The sequence below is a fragment of the Deltaproteobacteria bacterium genome, assembly GCA_009692615.1.
Taxonomy (GTDB): Bacteria; Desulfobacterota; Binatia; order UBA9968; family UBA9968; genus DP-20.
Genome location: SHYW01000103.1, coordinates 1 through 19,045, shown reverse-complemented (window position 1 = coordinate 19,045; position 19,045 = coordinate 1). Strand labels below are relative to the sequence as shown.

At 56.8% G+C, this 19,045-nt stretch carries 19 protein-coding genes; 10 read left to right on the top strand and 9 right to left on the bottom strand.

Annotation, left to right across the window (positions count from 1 at the left end; all coding sequences use genetic code 11):
• Together EXR70_20160 and EXR70_20155 are read right to left on the bottom strand one after the other, a co-directional pair.
• Nucleotides 1-371, bottom strand: a 371-nt coding sequence (locus EXR70_20160; GenBank protein ID MSP40807.1) for a hypothetical protein, incomplete at its 3' end; no start/stop codon positions are given.
• Nucleotides 372-609: 238 nt separating this feature from the next.
• Nucleotides 610-1,686, bottom strand: a complete 1,077-nt coding sequence (locus EXR70_20155; protein ID MSP40806.1) for an amidohydrolase — start codon at nucleotides 1,684-1,686, stop codon at nucleotides 610-612.
• 153 nt (nucleotides 1,687-1,839) lie between these two features.
• On the opposite strand from EXR70_20155, the gene EXR70_20150 reads away from it, so the two are divergent.
• From EXR70_20150 to EXR70_20125, 6 genes are all read left to right on the top strand, one after another.
• On the top strand, nucleotides 1,840-3,240 hold the full coding sequence (locus EXR70_20150) for a hypothetical protein (protein MSP40805.1): 1,401 nt from the start codon (nucleotides 1,840-1,842) through the stop codon (nucleotides 3,238-3,240).
• A 133-nt stretch (nucleotides 3,241-3,373) separates the two neighbouring features.
• Entirely contained in the window at nucleotides 3,374-4,777 is a 1,404-nt protein-coding gene (locus tag EXR70_20145; protein ID MSP40804.1) for an MmgE/PrpD family protein, read from the top strand.
• A 196-nt stretch (nucleotides 4,778-4,973) separates the two neighbouring features.
• Nucleotides 4,974-6,005 (top strand): hypothetical protein, encoded by a 1,032-nt coding sequence (locus EXR70_20140; GenBank protein MSP40803.1) that lies wholly within the window; start codon nucleotides 4,974-4,976, stop codon nucleotides 6,003-6,005.
• 148 nt (nucleotides 6,006-6,153) lie between these two features.
• Nucleotides 6,154-7,140: an ABC transporter substrate-binding protein gene (locus tag EXR70_20135; GenBank protein MSP40802.1), complete on the top strand. Its 987-nt coding sequence runs from the start codon at nucleotides 6,154-6,156 to the stop codon at nucleotides 7,138-7,140.
• Nucleotides 7,141-7,364: 224 nt separating this feature from the next.
• Nucleotides 7,365-8,459 (top strand): ornithine cyclodeaminase family protein, encoded by a 1,095-nt coding sequence (locus tag EXR70_20130; protein MSP40801.1) that lies wholly within the window; start codon nucleotides 7,365-7,367, stop codon nucleotides 8,457-8,459.
• Between the two features lie 402 nt (nucleotides 8,460-8,861).
• Nucleotides 8,862-9,077 (top strand): YgiT-type zinc finger protein, encoded by a 216-nt coding sequence (locus EXR70_20125; protein ID MSP40800.1) that lies wholly within the window; start codon nucleotides 8,862-8,864, stop codon nucleotides 9,075-9,077.
• Nucleotides 9,078-9,182: 105 nt separating this feature from the next.
• Here the strand turns inward: EXR70_20125 and EXR70_20120 are convergent, their stop codons facing one another.
• The 7 genes from EXR70_20120 to EXR70_20090 form a co-directional block, all read right to left on the bottom strand.
• Nucleotides 9,183-10,907, bottom strand: coding sequence for a hydantoinase B/oxoprolinase family protein (locus EXR70_20120; protein MSP40799.1), 1,725 nt, complete (start codon nucleotides 10,905-10,907; stop codon nucleotides 9,183-9,185).
• 153 nt (nucleotides 10,908-11,060) lie between these two features.
• Nucleotides 11,061-12,068, bottom strand: coding sequence for an ABC transporter substrate-binding protein (locus tag EXR70_20115; protein MSP40798.1), 1,008 nt, complete (start codon nucleotides 12,066-12,068; stop codon nucleotides 11,061-11,063).
• A 31-nt stretch (nucleotides 12,069-12,099) separates the two neighbouring features.
• Entirely contained in the window at nucleotides 12,100-13,083 is a 984-nt protein-coding gene (locus EXR70_20110) for an ABC transporter substrate-binding protein (protein MSP40797.1), read from the bottom strand.
• A gap of 95 nt (nucleotides 13,084-13,178) precedes the next feature.
• Nucleotides 13,179-13,406: a DUF4926 domain-containing protein gene (locus EXR70_20105; protein MSP40796.1), complete on the bottom strand. Its 228-nt coding sequence runs from the start codon at nucleotides 13,404-13,406 to the stop codon at nucleotides 13,179-13,181.
• A gap of 21 nt (nucleotides 13,407-13,427) precedes the next feature.
• Nucleotides 13,428-13,760 carry a hypothetical protein gene (locus tag EXR70_20100; GenBank protein MSP40795.1) on the bottom strand — a complete coding sequence of 111 codons (333 nt, stop codon included), beginning with the start codon at nucleotides 13,758-13,760 and terminating at the stop codon, nucleotides 13,428-13,430.
• 7 nt (nucleotides 13,761-13,767) lie between these two features.
• Nucleotides 13,768-14,550, bottom strand: a complete 783-nt coding sequence (locus EXR70_20095) for a hypothetical protein (GenBank protein MSP40794.1) — start codon at nucleotides 14,548-14,550, stop codon at nucleotides 13,768-13,770.
• A 212-nt stretch (nucleotides 14,551-14,762) separates the two neighbouring features.
• Nucleotides 14,763-15,980, bottom strand: coding sequence for an MFS transporter (locus EXR70_20090; protein MSP40793.1), 1,218 nt, complete (start codon nucleotides 15,978-15,980; stop codon nucleotides 14,763-14,765).
• 111 nt (nucleotides 15,981-16,091) lie between these two features.
• Here EXR70_20090 and EXR70_20085 point away from each other — a divergent pair, with 111 nt between their 5' ends.
• From EXR70_20085 to EXR70_20070, 4 genes are all read left to right on the top strand, one after another.
• Nucleotides 16,092-16,289, top strand: a complete 198-nt coding sequence (locus tag EXR70_20085; protein MSP40792.1) for an addiction module toxin, HicA family — start codon at nucleotides 16,092-16,094, stop codon at nucleotides 16,287-16,289.
• A complete protein-coding gene (locus EXR70_20080) occupies nucleotides 16,286-16,549 on the top strand; it encodes a type II toxin-antitoxin system HicB family antitoxin (protein MSP40791.1) in 264 nt (87 codons plus the stop codon). The genes EXR70_20085 and EXR70_20080 overlap by 4 nt, the downstream gene beginning before the upstream one ends.
• A gap of 20 nt (nucleotides 16,550-16,569) precedes the next feature.
• Nucleotides 16,570-17,838, top strand: a complete 1,269-nt coding sequence (locus tag EXR70_20075) for a membrane dipeptidase (GenBank protein MSP40790.1) — start codon at nucleotides 16,570-16,572, stop codon at nucleotides 17,836-17,838.
• Nucleotides 17,839-18,079: 241 nt separating this feature from the next.
• Nucleotides 18,080-18,484 carry a VOC family virulence protein gene (locus tag EXR70_20070; protein MSP40789.1) on the top strand — a complete coding sequence of 135 codons (405 nt, stop codon included), beginning with the start codon at nucleotides 18,080-18,082 and terminating at the stop codon, nucleotides 18,482-18,484.
• Nucleotides 18,485-19,045: the final 561 nt, after the last annotated feature.

The following is a 19,045-nucleotide window of genomic DNA, read 5'->3' as shown; positions in this document are numbered from 1 at the left end:
TCCGCTGTCTTGATCTCCGGGCGGCTGAGCAACCAGTAATCGAGCGTCACATTGCCACCTGCAATCATGACCGTGTCCGAGCCGTTCATGGTCGCATTGATGACGCTAGGCCCGGCGGTCTGCGTGATCGGCGTGTCGCCACTGATCAAAGCGGCCACCGCCGTGCTGCCGCTGTTCATGTAGATCAACTGCACGTCGAGCCCGTTGCGCGCGTAAATGCCCGTATCCCGCGCGATAAACGCCGCCGCGTTGTCCGAAGTGATGCCGACATAGCCGACATTAAGTTTGGTCAGCTGCGCGAAGGCGCTCGCTTGAACAAACAACGTCGCAAACAAAAACAATACCGCGAAACGAATCACCGCTCTCCGCATCGTCCACACCCTCCGTTTTTACCAAGTCTGAGAGAAACTTCCTCGGAGTCCTTCGACAAGCTCAGGACGAACGGAGAGCGATTTGAATCCACGGTTGTAATTCCGTTCATGCTGATCCCTCGACAAGCTCGGGACTAAAGGCACAGCCGAGGGAGCCTGTCGTGAGCGAAGTCGAACGATCGAAGCATGTTCCACGCTCATGCAGTAACTCTCGACGGCGCGAACGAATTGAACGCAATTATCGAATCCCATAAAACCGTGCCGGGTTATCGTACAAGATTTTCCGCGCCAGCTCGGGACGCACCTTGCCGTTTTTTTCCAGCGTGCGCAGCGCGTCGATCTCGACGGACATGTCGACGTGGCCGTAGTCGGTGCCGGTCATCAGCACATTCTCGGTGGAATACTGGGCGATGTATTCGATATCGTCGGTGCTGCTGTAGCAGGAAACATAAAGACGGTAGGTCTCGAAAAAATTCTCCGGCAGCTTGCGTCCTTCGGCGCGCCGTTTGATATCTTTGAAGACCCAGGGAATCCACTGCGCCGAGGCTTCGATGAAACCGAAGCGCAGCTTAGGAAAAGTTTCCGGCAGCTTGCTGGTGATCACCGCGTGGCAGGCGCCGGCGGTGTTGGCCGACATGCTCCAGAAGCCGGCGCCGTAGCCGACGCGCTGGCGGGTGATGTCCAAGCACGATGGATTGCCGTTGCCGATATGCATGCCGATGGGCAGGTCATGCTTGGTCATCGCGTCATAGAGTCCATAAAAATAAGGATCTTGAATCAAGCGATAGCCTTCGAACGGCCGCATCAACACCGCCACCGCGCCGTTCTCCTTGCACCACGGCAACATGTCGATGGCGTCTTGCAGGCTCAACAGCGGCAGCACGCAGACCCAGCGCAGCCTGCCGTTTCCCTGTTTCCAGACATCGGCCATCCAGCGGTTGTAGGCTTTGCAGATCGGCACTTCGAACTCGGGCTTGTCGGTGACCTGCTGGATAAAGATCGTTGGATACATGACTTGGAGATCGATGCCCATCTCGTCCATGTGGCGCACACGAGCTTGGACATCTTCGAGATGCTGCGCTTCCGGCGGCACCACCATGTCGCGGCCGCTGGCTTGGGCGAGGGCGTGAAAATCCTTCGGCTTAATCACATGGCGCACATGGCCGCGGATTTTCCCATCGACCAGCCAGAACTGCCGGTCGGAGCCGGCGCCGGGATCGACCAACACCGGCATGAACTTGCGCTCTGACGGATCGCAATATTCCCAAGTGCGCGGCCCTTCCATGACGTGAGCGTCGGCATCGATCGTGAGCATCGCAATCCCTCCGGCAAGATCGTCAGTTGAATAACAGTTTGACAGGCATCTAACATTCGATTAGAAAAATTGTCAATGAAAGTCGTCTGAACTCGATAGCCCAGTTTTGGATTAACAACCATAAACTTTTTCTCCGGAAAGGAAACCAACAAAATGGAAGCGATCGCAGAAGAGACCAACAGTCGATCCTTAGGCGAACTGGAAAATTATTTCTTAAGCTATGGCGATCTGCCGCGAGAAGTTATCTTGAAGCACGACCTCCTGCGCGTCGGCCACTGGTTCACCGACGCCGCGTTGGAATTGGCTTCCCAAGCGCTGGTGAAATCCTACCGGCTGTTTTCCTACGATCTGATGGCGATGAAAGACATGAAGCGCAAGGAGTACCGCAAGATTCCCGAGTGGTTCACCATTCGCCGCGGCATGTACGGCCTTCGGCCGGTGAGCATTCAAACGACTCTGGATTCCAATTCGCCCTACGTCATCGACGTCGTCGACGGCCAGCCGAAACTTTTGCTCAACGGCAAAGAGATTTGCGATGTCCATTTTCCCAAGCCGATGAAATATTACGCGCGCAAATTCGACGACGGCACGGCCTATCATGAGATCATCGCCTTCGGTTATTTCGTCACCGTGTTTCGCAACTGCCAGTATTGGGGCCCGGACGAAGAGTGCCGCTTCTGCGATATCAATATCAACGCGCGCCAGATGAAGGAGTCCAAGGACTTCACCTTCGACGCGCCGGTAAAGCCGGTCAAGTACATGGTCGAAGTCGCCCGCTCCATCGAGCAAGACGCCACTGATGAAGTCGGGTTTACCCCGCCGATGGATTTCCTCATCACTGGCGGGACAATTTTGAAAACCCTGCACGGCAAGAACGAGCTCGATTTCTATTCCGAATATGTCTCCGCGCTCAAGTGGGGCGGCCGGCGGCGCTTCGTCAACTTGCAATCCAACGCCCAAGACAAAGACACCATGAAACATTACCGCGCCGCTGGCGTCGACTGCCACCATTCGAACATGGAAGTGTGGGAAAAGCGCTTGTTCGAATGGATCAATCCTGGCAAGAATCGCCGCGTCGGTTGGGACGGCTGGGTGAAAAGCATGATCGACGAAGTCGATATCTTCGGCGAAGGCAACGTGCGGCCCAACTTCGTCGGCGGCGTCGAGATGGCGAAACCCTACGGTTTTGAAACCGTCGCCGAAGCGGTGAAGTCGACATCGGACGGCGTCGACTTCATGATGAGCCACGGCATCATCCCGCGCTTCAACCAATGGCGCCGTGAGCCCGGTTCCAACTTGGGCTCGCAATGGAACCAACCGCCGATCCCGCTGGAATATTACCTCCAATTGATGGGCAACTATTACAACAGCTGGAAGAAATACAATCTGCCCATGCCGCGCCGCGAATGCGTCCACCCCGAGCGCCGCATCGGCTCCGGCCACGGCACTTACGACGACATTCTCTTATTGAATGAATTGACCGACTACGAAGAAGCCTGGGACCGCGGTTACAACGAAGGATTGAAAGGCTGCGTGACGCGGCAGCTAAACTAAACTTGTTCACGACGTTCAAACCGTCACGCTTAGCTTCTGAATTCCCTCTCCCTCTGGGAGAGGGTTAGGGTGAGGGCAACGAAGCGTGAGGGCAACTGGTCAATCGGTGTGAACTCTTATCGAGGTATTGAAGATGATCGGCAGCGGCACCTTAACCAAACAAATCGCCGGCTATCTAGCGCGCACCGGATTCGACGCGCTCGATGACGACGCTCGGCGCGCCACCAAAGAGCATATTCTTTACACGCTCGGAACCATTCTCGCCGGTTCCAGCGCGCCAGGCGCCATGCAAGTACGCGCCGGCGCCATTGCCTTGAGCGGTGAGAGCAATGAAAGTTCGGTGCTCGTCACTGGAGAAAAACTCCCGGCCGCTTCGGCCGCGCTGGCTAACGCGACGATGGGCCACAGCCGCGAGCTCGACATCAACGACGACCGCATCGCCTACAAATCGTCCATCACTGTCATACCGGCTGCGCTCGCGTTGGCGGAAAAAGTCGGCAAAGTTTCCGGCAAAGAATTCATGACCGCGGTTTGCCTAGGCGTCGACCTCGGCATACGTCTCGGCCTGGCGACCAATCCGAAACCGGTGCACGCCCGCGCCATCGCGCTCGGTCCTTTCGCCAGCGCGGCAGGCTGCGGAAAAATTCTTAAATTGGACGAAGACGGCATGCACAACGCCCTCGGCATCGCCTTCTGTCGCTCCACCGTCGCCGGCAACAGCACCACGGCACCGTCGTTAAGCAAGCGGCTCGGCGTCGGCTTCGCATCGCAGAGCGGCGTAGTCGCGGCGACCCTCGCATCGGTCGGCTATCCGGCTGCAGGCGAAGTCTTGCAAGGCGCGGCCGGCTTCTTCCAAACCTTTTATCAACAAGAAGGCGATTACGTCCAACTGCTCGATCAACTCGGCAGCCGCTTTGAAATCGTTCTCGTCGGCCCAAAGCCTTTCCCTTCTTGCCGCTACACTCACTGCGCCGTCACCGGAGTTCTAGATCTCATGCGCAAGCACGGCATCAAAGCGCCGGACATCCAAGAAGTCCACGTGCAAATCGGCGAACGCGACATGCGCTCGGTGGGCGGCTGGAGCGAAGACGAGAAAAAGAAAAAGCACCGCCCCGAAGGCGTGGTCGACGCCCAGTTCAGCATTCCGTATACCGTCGCGGCCACACTCGTCAGCGGCGGCCTGTCGTTGGAAGAATTCACCGACGCAAGAATCCGCAGCACAGAGATTCTCCATCTCGCCGCGCGGGTAAAAACCATTCTCACGCCGGAATTCGATCTCGGTCCGATGGACGTCAAACCGCAGGTCGTCGAAATCGTCATGCGCGACGGCAAAGCATTCAGCACAAAAGTCATATATCCAAAGGGCAATCCGAATAACCCGGTGACATCGGAAGAACTAGTCAACGCCTTCCGCGGCATGGCAAGCTATGCGGCAAGACCGATTAGCGGCGCGAAGATCGATGAAGCGGTCGACCTGGCGCTGCGGCTAGAAGAAATCGACGATGTCGCGGTGCTGGCGAAATTGTTAACCACGTAGACAGCAATGCGTCAACGAAGAGTCCGAAGTTCCTTCTCCCCTTGCGGGAGAAGGTTAGGATGAGGGGTATTCGATTGAAGTGCGCCCTCACCTCAATCCTCTCCCAGAGGGAGAGGAAGTAAGAGAAGAAAGTATAGTCATCGTGAATCACCCAAGATCGTCTCGCGTTCTTTTGGTCGTCGCGCTATTCGTATCAGTGTTCGCGAAAAATAATTTCGCCGCCGAGCCCTTTTACCAAGGCAAAACTCTGCGCGTCATCGTCGCCTCGGCCGCCGGCGGCGGCAGCGACATCGTCGCGCGCTTGATGATGCGCCATTTACCGCGCCACATTCCCGGCAATCCGACCCTGGTCGTCGAAAACATGCCGGGCGCCGGCGAGATCATCGGCACCAACTATGTTTACAACAAAGCCAAACCGGACGGACTCACCGCGCTATTTGCCACCGGCACACCGATCAATCAATTGATCGAGCTGCCCGGCATCGAATTCGACATCATGAAAATGCCGATTATCGGCGGCAGCTCCGAATCGGTCGCGGCGTTCGTACGCAGCGACAAGACCGGCGTAAAGTCGGCGCGCGATTTGTTGAATCCGAAAGCGCCCATCGTTATCGGCGGCTCGGGCTACGGTTCGATCAAAGACGTGTCGATGCTGGCGGCGATGAATTTGCTCGGCGTGAAAAACCCGACCTACGTCACCGGCTACGGCGGCGCCGGCCCGATCCGTCTTGCCTTCGAGCGCGCTGAAATAAATTTCACCCAAGAAACCGCCGTCGGCATCTCGCGCTCGGTGCTCCCCTGGGTGCGTGAAGGTTGGGCGGCGATTCTTTACCAGGTCGGTTTCCTCGACGGCAAGGGCAACGTGGCCAAGGATCCGGCATGGAAAGAGCTCGGCATCGACGCGCCGTCCATCGCCGAAGTCTATCGCGCAATCTATGGACGCGATCCGGCCGGCCCAGCGTGGGAAGCGGAGAAAGCTTTGATCGGCGGCTACTCGCTCACACGCATGATGGCCGTCGCGCCCAAGACTCCGCCAGCGCTAATTTCCGAACTACGCCAAGCGTTTCAAGCGATGGGCAAGGACCCAATCTTTCTGACCGAATGGACCAAGAGCCAAGGCTCACCGCCGCGCCTGGTGCCCGGCGATGACGCCGGCAGCATCGCCGCGTCGATTTTGAAAGCGCCCAAGGAAGCGGTGAACATTTTGAAAAAACTCTCGACGCCGTAAAATATGAAATCTCGTTCCAATCGTTCAAGCCGTTCAACCGCTTCGCTCGGATCAAGCAATTCGGTTCGAAAATCCTGCTCCCTCGCCCATTCCGATGGGAGAGGGTTAGGGTGAGGGCGCGGCTTGAACGCTTTGAACCCCTGACACTATGAAAATAATCCGCTGCCACACACTAATCCTGCTTTTCCTCCTAAGCTGCGCGCTCCCTTATCCGCTTCGCGCCGCCGACAAGCTGCGCATCGGCTACGGCGCGCCATCGGTCGCAATGTCCGTCCTGTGGATCACCAAGGAAGGAAGACTGTTCGAGAAAAACGGCCTCGACGTCGAAGTGCTATACTTGGAAAGCGCCTTGGTGCAGCGCGCGCTGATCGCCGGCAACATCACCTTCGGCGAGATGACAGGCTCTTTGATGTCGGCGCCGAAATTACAAGGCGCGGATCTAGTCATGGTCGCCAGTTTTCTCAATCATCTTTTGTACCGGCTGGTCGCGCGCCCGGAAATCAAATCCACGGCGGAACTGCGCGGCAAACGGGTCGGCGTATCGCGTTTCGGCGCCGGCGCCGATCGCGCCACCCGCCTGCTGCTAACCAAGCTCGGTTTGAATCCGGAAAAGGATCTGACTTTGATCCAAGTCGGCGGCGCGCCGACGCGACTCGCCGCGTTAATGGCGAACAGCATCGACGCCACCATCGTCGAGCCGCCCGATCATAAAAAAGCCCAGGAAGCCGGCCTGCGCATGCTCGCCAACATGGAAGAGATGAACGTTCCCTTCCAGCACACCGGCCTGGTGACGACGCGCGCCCAGCTGGCGAAATCGCCGGACGTTTCACGCCGGGTGGTGAAATCCTTCGTCGAAGGCATTCATCTAGCGATGACCCATGCGGAAATTTCCAAGCAAGCGTTTCGCAGATATCTTCGCTTGCAGCAAGATCGCGATCAGGAAGAAGCGCTGCAAGTGTTGCGCAGTTTCCTGCCGCGTAAACCGTTTCCGACCATCGACGGCTTCAAAGCGGTCTTCGCCGAACTCGCCGAGCAAATCCCCGCGGCAAAAACCGCCGATCCAAAAGATTTTATCGACACGAGATTTTTGGAAGAGCTTGACCGCAGCGGTTACATCGACGGTTTGTATCGCTGATGACTTGTCGCCGCGATGCGTTTAATCAAGTCTTATAACTTCCCCCTTTGGAAAAGGGGGACTGAGGGGGATTTGAATTTTGTGCGCGTGAAACACTTCGCTGAGGAAAATCCCCCCTTGCCCCCCTTTTTCAAAGGGGGGATCAATGAACCAACCTTCCCAATCATTCAACCAGTCTCTCAGTTCGGACATAAACTCGATATGACCCAAGCGGAGGCATCACCATGATCTATCTCAGCAACCAAGACATCGCCAAACTTCTGACGCCCAAAGACTGCATCGATGCCCTCGATGAAGCGTTCCACGCTCTCGCCCGCGGCCAAGCGGTGTCGCGGCCGCGCACCGATGTCTGGATGCCCTGCGGCCGCGACGACGGTTATTACCGCTGGGGCAGCATGGAAGGCGCCATCGAACCCTGGGGAATTTTTTGCACGCGCATGAAATCCGACATCGTCACCTGGACGGCGCAAGGCACCGACGAATTACACTGCGTCACGCCCGGCACCTTCAGCGGCTTCTTGATGCTGTTCAGCACGCGCAACGGCGCCCCGTTGGCGATGATGAACGACGGCATCTTGCATCACCTGCGCGTCGCCGCAGGCGCGGCGCTCGGATTGCGCTATCTCGCCCGCGAAGACTCATCGGTGATCGGCATGCTCGGCTCCGGCGGCATGGCGCGCGCTTATTTGCCGGCGTTTTGCGCCGTCAGAAAAATCACCAAAGTGAAAATCTACAGTCCGACGAAGTCACATCGCGAGAGTTTCGCTGAGGAGATGACGAAAGAATTAGGCATACCCGTCGAACCCTTCGATCGCGCCGAACCGGTGGTGCGCGGCTCGGACATCGTCGCGACGTGCACGGACTCGAACAAGCTCGTCGTCACCGATCCAAGCTTAATCGAGAAGGGCATGCATCTAGCGAATTGCAGCTCGAAAGAATTCAGCTGGGACATCGTCAAGCGCTGTGACATCGTCGTCCAAGTCGGCAGCGAAACCTTCGGCGCCAAAGGCGGCATGGCGGACTCCGAGCGCCATCACGGCTGGGCCTCTTGGGTCGTCGGCAGCGCCGAACAACAAGCGCGCATCCCCAAGCGGCCGGTGAGCAATCTCGACTTCGTCAACTATCCCGACCTCACGGATTTATTGAATGATCCGTCCAAGCGGCGCAGCGCGCCGGAGCAGATCACCTTCTTTCACAATCTCGGCTTGCTCGGATTTCAGTTCGCCGCGGTGGCGGCGAAAGCCTACAACTTGGCAAGAGAAAAAGGCGTCGGCATGGAAATGTCCACCGAACCCTTTCTGCAGGACATCAGAGATTAGCTGCCCAGTCTAACTCTTAGCTGGCCCGGATGTTCTCAGGTAGCGCCATTACGGAATTGGCAAAAGAGCAGGAGATAAACTATGTTCGGCTATGCGTAGCAGTGATTTGGCAAGGATCAAGAGATTGATCCTACTCGGACAATATCGTTTCACGCGCAAAGCGGAGCTTGAACGGTTGCGGGATGGATTGTTACAGACAGACGTACTTGAGGCGATCATCGGCGCGCCTGGAATAAAAAAGATCCTGCGATCCACCAGTCCATTTCGGGTGGGCCGCAGAGAAACACTTTACATTATAGAAGGGTTTACCTTTGACGGATTGTCGATCTATACTAAAGGCGTAATCAGGAAAGAATTCGGCGAAGAAACGCTTTATATTCTAGTCTCAGCAAAACGGTCGATATGAAAACAATCGAACTTAAGAGCTGTCCGAACTGCGGTAGCCGCGGCATCAAACGCTTGCGGAAATCGTTCCGAGCAAAAGTGAAGGACCGCTCGATCTTAGTTCCCGATGTGGAGCGGGAAATCTGCAGTGATTGCAAGGCAGAATTTTTTGATCGCGAGGCTAACATCGTGATCGATGCCTATTGCTTTGGAAAAAACCGACAGCGCGCATAGCGAAAAGGGCGGGTTTCAAACCCGCCCCTACGAATCTCATTTATTTTTTGCGTCCTTTGCGTTCTTTGCGATAAGTCCTCTTCCGTTGTTTGGTTGAGGGGTCACTCAAACCTTGCGCCCAAATGCTGCGGGGCAATCTTCTTCAGCTTTCGCTCTGGAAACGTAACCCAACTCCACATCCCGCTTCACCGCCGCAACATCGCGCTCAGCCGGATCGCCGTAACCGCCGCCGCCGGCAGTGAAGAAAGTGACGGTCTCGCCGGGGTGAACTAATAAATGGCTAAATTTCCCCGGCAGCACTTCTTCACTGCCGTTGCGCTCAATGCGCGTCTCGTTGACCGCCCCCTCCGCGCCGCCGAGTAATCCCCATGGCGGGCACTTGATGCGATCGGTGTTGCGGCTCAGAAAAAAATTTTCCAACGGCCGTACTTTTATTTCGACGCCGACTCCGCCGCGAAATTTGCCGGCGCCGCCGCTGTCGGTTCTAAACTCATGGCATTCATAGAGCAGCGGATAGTAAAGTTCTTGCAACTCGATGGGCGTATTTTTTACGTCGCCTTGGCACATCGACACCGCCGACGACACGCCGTCCTCGAAAGGCCGCCCGCCCCAACCGCCGCCGACGATGTTCTGGCAAACGTAGCGCCGGCCGGTTTTGGAATTCATACCGAAGATCGCGTAGCCGCCCATGTCGCCCTTGTGCGCCGCGGGCACCTGCGCCGGCAAGGCGGGGGCGAGCGCGCGAAAAATCGTGTCGAGCACCGTCGGCAGCGACAAACTCCAGCCACCGATGGGCGCCGGCCGGCGCGCGCTCAAAATTTTCCCCGGCGGCAGAATTACTTTCAACGCTAGAAATGAGCCTTCGTTCACTTCGCGCTTAGGCGAGGTCAACGCTTTGAACGCGACGCGTGCCGCGGCCATGCCGCCGGATTCGCCGCAGTTGATGAAGCCCGGCACCTGCTCGCTGACTTCCGAATAATCGATGGTCAGCTCATCGCCGCGCACGACGACTTTGATCTTGAGCGGAATCGTCTTGTTCATCACTCTGCCGTCGTCGTCGAGAAACGACGACGCTTCGTACACGCCGTCCGGAATCCCACGCACCGCCTCGCGCACGAGTTTGTCGGTTTGCTCCCAGATCACCGTGACCGCTTCCTGAAAGCGCGCGCCGCCGTATTTGCGGCAAATTTGTTCCAAGCGTTCCTCGCCGGTGCGGCAGCAGGCGATCTGCGCGCGCAAGTCGCCAAAGGACGATTCGGGAAAGCGAATGTTGTCTTCGATCAAGCGCAACACTTCGATATTCGGCTCGCCGCGCTTGTAGATTTTCACCGAGCGCACTTGCAGCCCCTCTTCGTAAACGTCCCGCGTATTGCTCGAACCGAACCCGGTGCTGCCGCCGCCGACGTCGATCCAATGCGCGCGCACGGCGAGAAAGCACATCAACTCGCCTTGCCAGAAGAACGGCGTGTAGACCGCCATGTTGTTTAAATGTTGGCCGCAGATTTCCGGATGATTGACGAGAAACACATCGCCGGGATGAATGTTGTCTTTGCCATAGACCTCGATGCCGTCCTGCACCGCCACGCCGAGATCGGCGAGAAAGATCGGCAGCGCGCCCTCATTCTGCGACATCGTCCGCCCCTCATGATCAAGCACCGCGACGCAGTAGTCCTGCACCTCGTAGATCATCATGTTGTAAGCGGTCTTTTTCAAAACCGCCGACATCTCGTTAGCAGCGGCCTTCAGAGAACAGCGAATAATTTCCACGGTAATCGGATCGACAGACACATTTACCTCGGTGAATTTACCTAGCACGGTAGGGGCAACCACGGGGGGCTGCCCCTACAAGTTCAATATCTTTTTTGCCCACTTTGCGCTTTTTGCGGTTAATTAATCCCCATCTTCGGTCCAAGGGCGCCATAAATCGCGCCCCTACTTTGTGACCCTTGTAGTCTTTGTGGTTAGATTACTCTTCCCACCGCGTTACAATCCCTTTCCAGCGGCAATGCGCACGAAAAAACCTTCGCGTTGCAGCTCGGCCAGCAAACTGTTGTCGAAAAACTCTTCCGCTTTGGCACTCTTCGCGTTGGCGCCGCCCGGCTGGGTGGCGAGAAACTTGAGCACCACGCCGATTCCCTTCTCGTCGGTCAACGGCGGGAAGGAAAACAGTTTGGCGTAATATTCGTAACTGCGCTTGGCGATGACCTCGTCGGTGATGCGCATATACTTTTTCATGATCGGCAGACTTCTTTCGACATCAGTTTTGAGAATGTGGATCGCTTCGACGTAGGCCATCAACATGCGCTTGACCAGGTCGCGATTACTGCGCAAAAGTTCTTTGCGCACAACCAAACCGGATTGGGGAAAGGCATCCGTTCCCGTGGCGAAATCAGCCAACTGCGTCAAATTATATTTCTCCGCTTCGAAACTAAACGGCGGCGCCAACACCGTCGCGTCGATGCTGCCGGCGACCACGGCGGCGAGCCGCGGCTGAGTTCCGGGAATAGCGAGAACCGTGACCGACTTCGGATCGATGCCCCAGCGTTCAATCGCATTCAAAAAAAAGAACGTGTTCATCTCACCCGGACCGACGAGACCGACGGTCTTGCCAACCAGATCCTGGGGTTTTTTTACCGTCTTCGGCTGACCGACGATACTCACCGTCGGTCGATTGGTCGAAGTCGCGATGATCACCAGATCGCCGCCCGCCAAATTCGCTTGCACCGGCGCCACGCCCGCGCTCTGCGACAGTTGCAGCGCATTGGCCAACAACGCCGCCGTGCTGCGCGCCCCACCGGCGATCCGTACCAGCTCCGAAGTCATGCCATGCTTCGCGAACAATTTTAATTCATGAGCAACCCATATCGGCGCCTGATACCCCAACTCGCCGCCGTAGCCGGCGGTGATCTTAACTTGCGCGCTAAACGCGATCCCGTGCGGCACGAGAACGACAAGCAAACTAAAAAAAATTGCAAAAACTTTTCCGAACACGCCTCACTCCTTACCCTTCACCCCTTACTAATCATTGAAGCACCTTAGTCGCCTTCATCAGCGTCCACTGCGGTAACGTCAGGCCGATCTGCTTCGCGGTTTTGAGATTGATGACGAACTCAAATCTCATCGGCTGCTCCACCGGCAGATCGGCGGGCTTGGCTCCCTTCAGAATTCTGTCGACAAAATATGCGACGCGCTGGTAGCTCTCCGTTTGGTCCGCCGCATAAGACATGAGCCCGCCGGCTTCTACGAAACTCTTGTTGATGTACATCGATGGTAGCCGGCTCTTTATCGCAAAGTCCGCGACCCGTTTTCGGTTAGCAAACGGTAGCGGTCCCCCGAGTCCATCCGGGCGCTGCTTATTCAGCGCCGCGAACACTTTCTCGAACTCGTTCGTAGCTCTTATCTCCCAGGGTTGAAGAGTCAACTTTAGCGCGCGCGCCGCGATTGGGAGATCTTCTTTCACCTCGCGCGCCGTGCCTGAAATGCCCGGGTCGTACAGAACCGCAACACGGGCAAGTTTGGGAACCGCTTCTTTGAGCAGCTCCAGCCGCTTCCCGCCTAATTCTACGCCAAGATTTGTCAGGCCGGTGACGTTACCGCCAGGACGGGCAAGGCTATCAACTAATCCTGACTCGACAGGATCGGAACCGGTGCCCACCATTACGAGGGGAATCGTCTTGGTCGCATTCTTGGCCGCTTGGATCAGCGGCACCCCTCCTGCCACGACGATGATATCGACCTTGAGACGCACCAGCTCGGCCGCAAGCTCAGGAACCCGATTGAGATTTCCCTCGGCATAGCGGTACTCGGTGGCGATGTTTTGTCCTTCGATGTAGCCGCGCTCACGCAGCGCCAGCCGAATGCCCTCGGCACGAGCGGCGTCACTAGCTGCATCGACCGGCGCTAGATACCCGATTCGTGAGACTTTCTTCGGCTGCTGGGCGTGGGCAGAAAAGGGCAGAGCCAAAAGCATCGAGCAAAAAACTCGCCGAGTGATTTTTTTGCGCATGTGTTTTTCCCAATCGGAAATTTGTCAGTGATCTCGATAAGAAGGCGAACGGATTGATTAACCCTACGCGGGAAAAGGGACGACTGGACGCTCGGCTATGCAGCCGCGAAATCGGGTGTGTCGTGGAGAACCATCAATTGATCGGACCGAACCGATAAGATGGCAAAGGCACGGCCGTCGCGATCAGCGAACTCAACTTCGCACGCACCAACCTGATAGGTCATTACAACAGTGCCGATCTGACCGCGGCGCAGAAGCAAAGGCACACCGCCCTCGAAGTGCTTCGTCTGCACGTCATGTAGCAAGGCAACCACGTCATGCATTTTGATTTCGCCGCCCATGGCCTAAACTATATAACAACTCACCAACCGGGGGAAGTCTTCGCCGTCTCGGATGATCCACACGGTTAGAACTGTCGCGCGCCCTCGCTGAGTTTCCAAGGGAAAACGTGAAATGTAAACCTCCCCGTGACCGTTGTTTCCTAGAGGCTCGGCGTCTTCCGAGTTCTCGGCGGCCGAAAGAATGGCCTGACGCAACACTTCCCGGTTGGCGAGCGTAATACCGAGGACCGATTCGAAAACCCGAGCCTTATGGCGCCCCTCCCAATGTCGAAGGTTCAGCACATAATCCTCGATCTTGGTGCCGAGATCGGCGCGGTCGCCGCCGGGGAGTTTCATCTCTCATTTACCCCTTACCAGCATCATCCTTCCCCACATAAGACTGCCGGTAAGTTTGCAACGTCTTGCCGCGCAGCTCGTAGAGATACTGGATCACCCGCTCGTTGCTCATGAACTTATCTTGCTCGTAGTGATCGTAATGGACGATCTCTGCCAGCGGGCGGCGCACGCCTTCGGACGGCTGCACCGCCGGATAGCCGATGGGAATGATCAGATACAACATCATCAAGTCCGGCACGCCGAGAACTTTCTTGAACGGCTCTTGCAAGTGAATCGACACCCACTGAGTCGCGAGCCCCAACGACACCGCAGCGAGATGCATGAACGTGCAGGTGTTCGCCAAACCGTCGGTGAGATGGGATTGATCGCGGCCGAAGGTATGCGCGCCCTGCACCGTGCCCCACTGGCGCCGCCCGTCGCCGACGACGACGATCAACGCCGGCGCTTCGGACCAACCGGCGCCGCGCCGCTGCTGCTCCACCGCCTTGTCGGCGGTCATTTGATAGGCCGGATGGCGCAGCTCGAAGACGCGCTGCTGCTCCATCCAGTAAATAAAGTCGGTGTTGTCCTCCGAGTAACATTTGAACAGATCCTTTTTCACCTGCGGATCTTTGACGACGATATACTCCCACGGCTGCGAGTTGGCGCCCGACATCGCCCAGCGCCCTGCTTCGAGAATTTTTTCAATGGCGCCGTCCGGAATCGGATCGGGTTTCAACTTGCGCACGCTCGAGCGGCGCCGAATGATGTCATAGAGAAGTTCGTAACCGGGGGTGCTATCTGCGTCCATGTTGGGGCCTCCAAAGTGGAAAACTAGTTCATTGAGAATGAATTCTTATAGCGCACCAACGCGCGCCGCTTCAATCGCCCGCAGCTTATTTCAGCGCCCGCCCGCCGTAGCGAGAAATCGGACCTCACCACGAAGGCACGAAGGACACGAAGGTTTCAGATAATCGTAACTCCGACCTTCGTGCTCTTCGTGTCCTTCGTGGTGAAAATGTTTTACTTATTTGGCGGCGGCTTGGCCAAGTACATGAAGAACATCGACACTAAACTCATCACCGCAAAAATCGTGAAAGCCACCGTGTAGCTTTTCGTCAGGTCGTAGAAAACTCCCGCCAGGATCGGACCCATGAAAGTGCCCGCGGTCGTCACCGACCGGCTGACGCCTTGGATGGTCGCGAACGCTTTCGTGCCGAAATAATCCGCCCGGATCGGTTCCTGCAAGGCGGCAAGGCCGCCGTAAGCGAGGGAATAAATCACCATGCAGGTTGTGAACAAGAACGGCGCGGCGCTCCAGCCCATCACCAGAACGGAAATACTCAACGCCGCGAGTAAGCCCATCGCCAAACGGCGCTTGTCGACGATATCGCCCAACCAACCCATCAACAAACGCGCAGGTGCACCGATCATCGCCGACAGACCGAGCAAACCGCTAGCCGCTTCCGTGCTCCAACCGCGGTCGACCAGCAGGATCACGAAATGCACCGACACGCCCTCGGTGACCAGATGGCGAAACGCCATGGCGATGGAGAACAGCCAGAAGAGTTTCGTGCGCAGCGCTTCGGTGAGAGTGTATTGCGGATCGTCGGCACGCGGCGCCGCGCTGCTGACATGGCCATCGGTTCGGCTGGCGCTGAACTCAGCCGAGGCATGCTGGCGATAAATATAATTGATCAACCACGCCAGCGGCATGCCGACGGTGAGAAGAATCGCCGCCGACGCCATCGCCGCGGTGCGCCAACCCCACGAAACGATCATCCATCCGATGAACGGAACCAAAGCACCGGAGAGCCCCGGCCCGGTGCGAAAAATGCCGAACGCCAAACTGCGCTTTTCGCGGAACGTCTTGGCGATCAACACGCTGATCGGCACCAGATAGCCGAGACTGGAGCCGAGCACGATGCCCAAAACAATCGCCAAATAGAGCATCGGCAGCGTATTGACGAAGCTCAGCGAAAAAAATCCCAAGACGCAAACCGCGATGCCGATGTACATGATGCGCGGCGCGCCGACGCGGTCGACGATGTAACCTTCGAGAGGCCCAAGCATCCCCGACTCGACCCGCGCCAAAGAGAACGCCCCGGAGATCGCCGTGCGGCTCCAGCCGAACTCGCGCTCGAAGGACGGAAAAAACGCGCTCATGCCGAAGTAACAAAATCCGGTATTGACGGCGTGCGTGATGCAGCCAAAGATAACCAGCCACCATTTGCGCTCCATCGAACCAGATGTCCGAATAAACTAGCAACTGTCAAGAGACTGCTAGCGTCAATTCCCGAAGGCACGCACTGAATCTAGCAAGTGCTTCATTCCTTCTGGTATATTGGCAAAGTGAAAGTGCGAGATGTGATCCGATGGATCGAATCAGACGGTTGGCGCAGCATTGTGACCGAAGGAAGTCACCGGCAATTCAAGCATGCGACAAAACCTGGACGCGTTACGGTAAGTGGTCATCCCGGCGACGATATGCCGAAGGGAACTCTAGCGTCAGTGATCCGACAAGCCGGCCTCAAAGGAGTGAGACGATGAAGAAGCTACAGTACTTGGTTCGTGTCAACAAAGACCCTGAAAGTGATTGGGGCGCATCTGTACCAGATCTTCCTGGTTGCGTTGCAACCGGCAAGACGATTGACGCAGCCCTACGGCGGATCCAAACTGCCATCGCTTTGCATCTCAAAGGCATGCGCGAAGACGGTATCAAAGCGCCGCATCCACGCCACCGCTCCGTTACACCTCGGCGCACAGATAGATTAGTTGATTTCTACGCCACCATTGAGGTTGCGGCCTAAAGCGTTTCTTTTTATTCAGCATGCCACCCCACAATCGATCTCAGCCTGTGCCCGCCGTCAATGCCAACGTAGAGGGAAAGGCCCGCGCGATTCACGAGCGAATCCTCGTCATCGACTCCCACATCGATTTCGAACCGGAAGACTTGACCGGCGCGCGCAACTATACCGAGCGCGGGGAAACTCAATTCAATCTGCCCAACATGATCGACGGCGGCCTCGATGCGCTGTTCTTCGTCATCTACGTCGGCCAGACCAGAGAATCGCAGAATGCCGACGCGCTCCAAGCGGCGGGCTATGAGCGCGCTTACCATGCAGCTGTGGAGAAATTCGCCGCCGTGCGCCGCTTCACAAGTGAAATTGCGCCAAGGCAAATAGAATTAGCTTTAAGCGCCGACGACATTCGGCGCATTCACGCCGGCGGCAAGAAAGCCGCGCTCATGGGCGTCGAGAACGGTTACCCGCTCGGCGAAGATCTAAATCGCGTCAACGAATTCTACCAGCGCGGCGCGCGCTACATCTCGCTCACCCACAACGGCCACAACCAACTCGGCGACTCGCACACCGGTGAACGCGAAGGCTGGAAGTGGCACGGCGTCTCGTCGCTGGGCAAACAAGTCATCGCCGAAATGAATCGCCTCGGCATCATGGTCGACATCTCCCACGCGTCAAAGGAATCGATGATGCAAACCGCCGCGCTGTCCCAAGCGCCGATCATCGCCTCCCACTCCGGCGCGCGTGCGCTATGCAATGTGAGCCGGAATTTGGATGACGAACAAATGCTCGCGCTCAAGAAAACCGGCGGGGTCATGCAATTGGTCGCCTATCACGACTTCGTCAAAACCACAGCACAAGATTCCCCCGAGCGCGCCGCCGCGCTCGCCGAGGCCAGAAAACCCTACGATCTTGCCGATCCAAATAAATTGAGCCAACGCGCCCGTGCCCAAGCCGGGCTGAAAAAACTTTCCGCCGAGCAACGCGCGGAATACGAAAGCAAGCTCGCCGCCATCGACCGACAACTCGCCGGCGAGCCGTCGGCGAACTTGCAAGATTTCGTCGACCACATCGACTACGCGGTAAAACTGATCGGCATCGACCACGTCGGCATCTCCTCCGACTTCGACGGCGGCGGCGGCGTCACCGGCTGGAACGACGCCAGCGAAACAGTAAATGTCACCATCGAGTTAGTCCGCCGCGGTTATAGCGAAACGCAAATCGCAAAACTCTGGAGCGGTAATCTGCTGCGAGTGATGGACGAAACACAACGCCTCGCCCGCGAGCTACAAAAGTAATTTGAAAGTAGGGTGCGCTTGCGCACCGTTCTTAGGAGCGATAAAGCAATTTGAGTTTTTCCAAAAGCGAACAGCACACGGGTCGTGATTCGAATTCAAAATCCGATGTAGGGGCGACCCCTTGTGGTCGCCCGCTCCGGAGGGCAGACACAGGGGTCTGCCCCTACGTCAGTAATGATCGGATCGAATCAAAGCGAACCATTCCTGCGCGCGTGACTCTTATTCAATTCTGGAGGCCACCATGTCAATCCGCAGCTTCGATCACGTCGCCATACCGATTCAGAACACCGAAGCGATGCTATCTTTCTACCGCGCATTGGGCTTCGGCGTGCAGGATAGAGGCCAGGCCTACTCGGTTCATTTCGGCGACAACAAAATTAACTTTCACGCTCCCGCAAAATGGCAGAGCGAAAAGTTCACCTTGCGCGGCCCAACGGCGAAACCCGGCTGCGGTGACTTTTGCTTTGTCTGGGACGGCTCAGCCGAGTCGGCCAAAGCGCTGATCGAGCAGGCCGGCGCCAAGATCATCGAAGGCCCGGTGGAGCGCATCGGCGGTCGCGACCACGGCCGCGCCAAAGCCACTAGCTATTATTTTCGCGACCCCGACTCCAATCTGTTGGAGTTTATGATCTATGCGGAGCAGTAACTTGTTCCGCGCCGAACTTCGGAATGCTTCGAGAGCCTCAGCATGAACGGAGAAATCTATTCCCTTCCGTTCGTCCTGAGCACCGTCGAAGGACTCCGATGGTACGTCACCGCACAAGACAGAAAGGCATATTAAAAACGACGCCAGGCAATCCAAACTCCAACTCACCCTCGCCGCCGGCGATTACGACAGCATCGCGGCGCTGAAAGACGGTTCCGTCGATCGTGCTCATGCGGGCGACGAGGGTGGTAAAATAATCAAGCGACTAGGCCAGGATTGAATTTTATTCTCATTCAATTCCATCCAACGTTAAAATCTTTCGAATCTCAGATGTAAATGCGTATGGCTTGCCTATCGTTTAAGGCGAATTCTTTGGACCCGCGACTTGCGTCGTCTCCGTCAAGCAACTCCGGTTATAAATCGCGGGCGTAAAGTGTACCACTGAACCGGCAAAGATCTGGCAGAAAATGGCGGGTCAAAAGTGTACCGGTCCTGTAGGCTGTCTCGATGTTATTGAATGGCATCGGGAGGCTGGAAGGATGTTCACAGTGGAGCTTTATG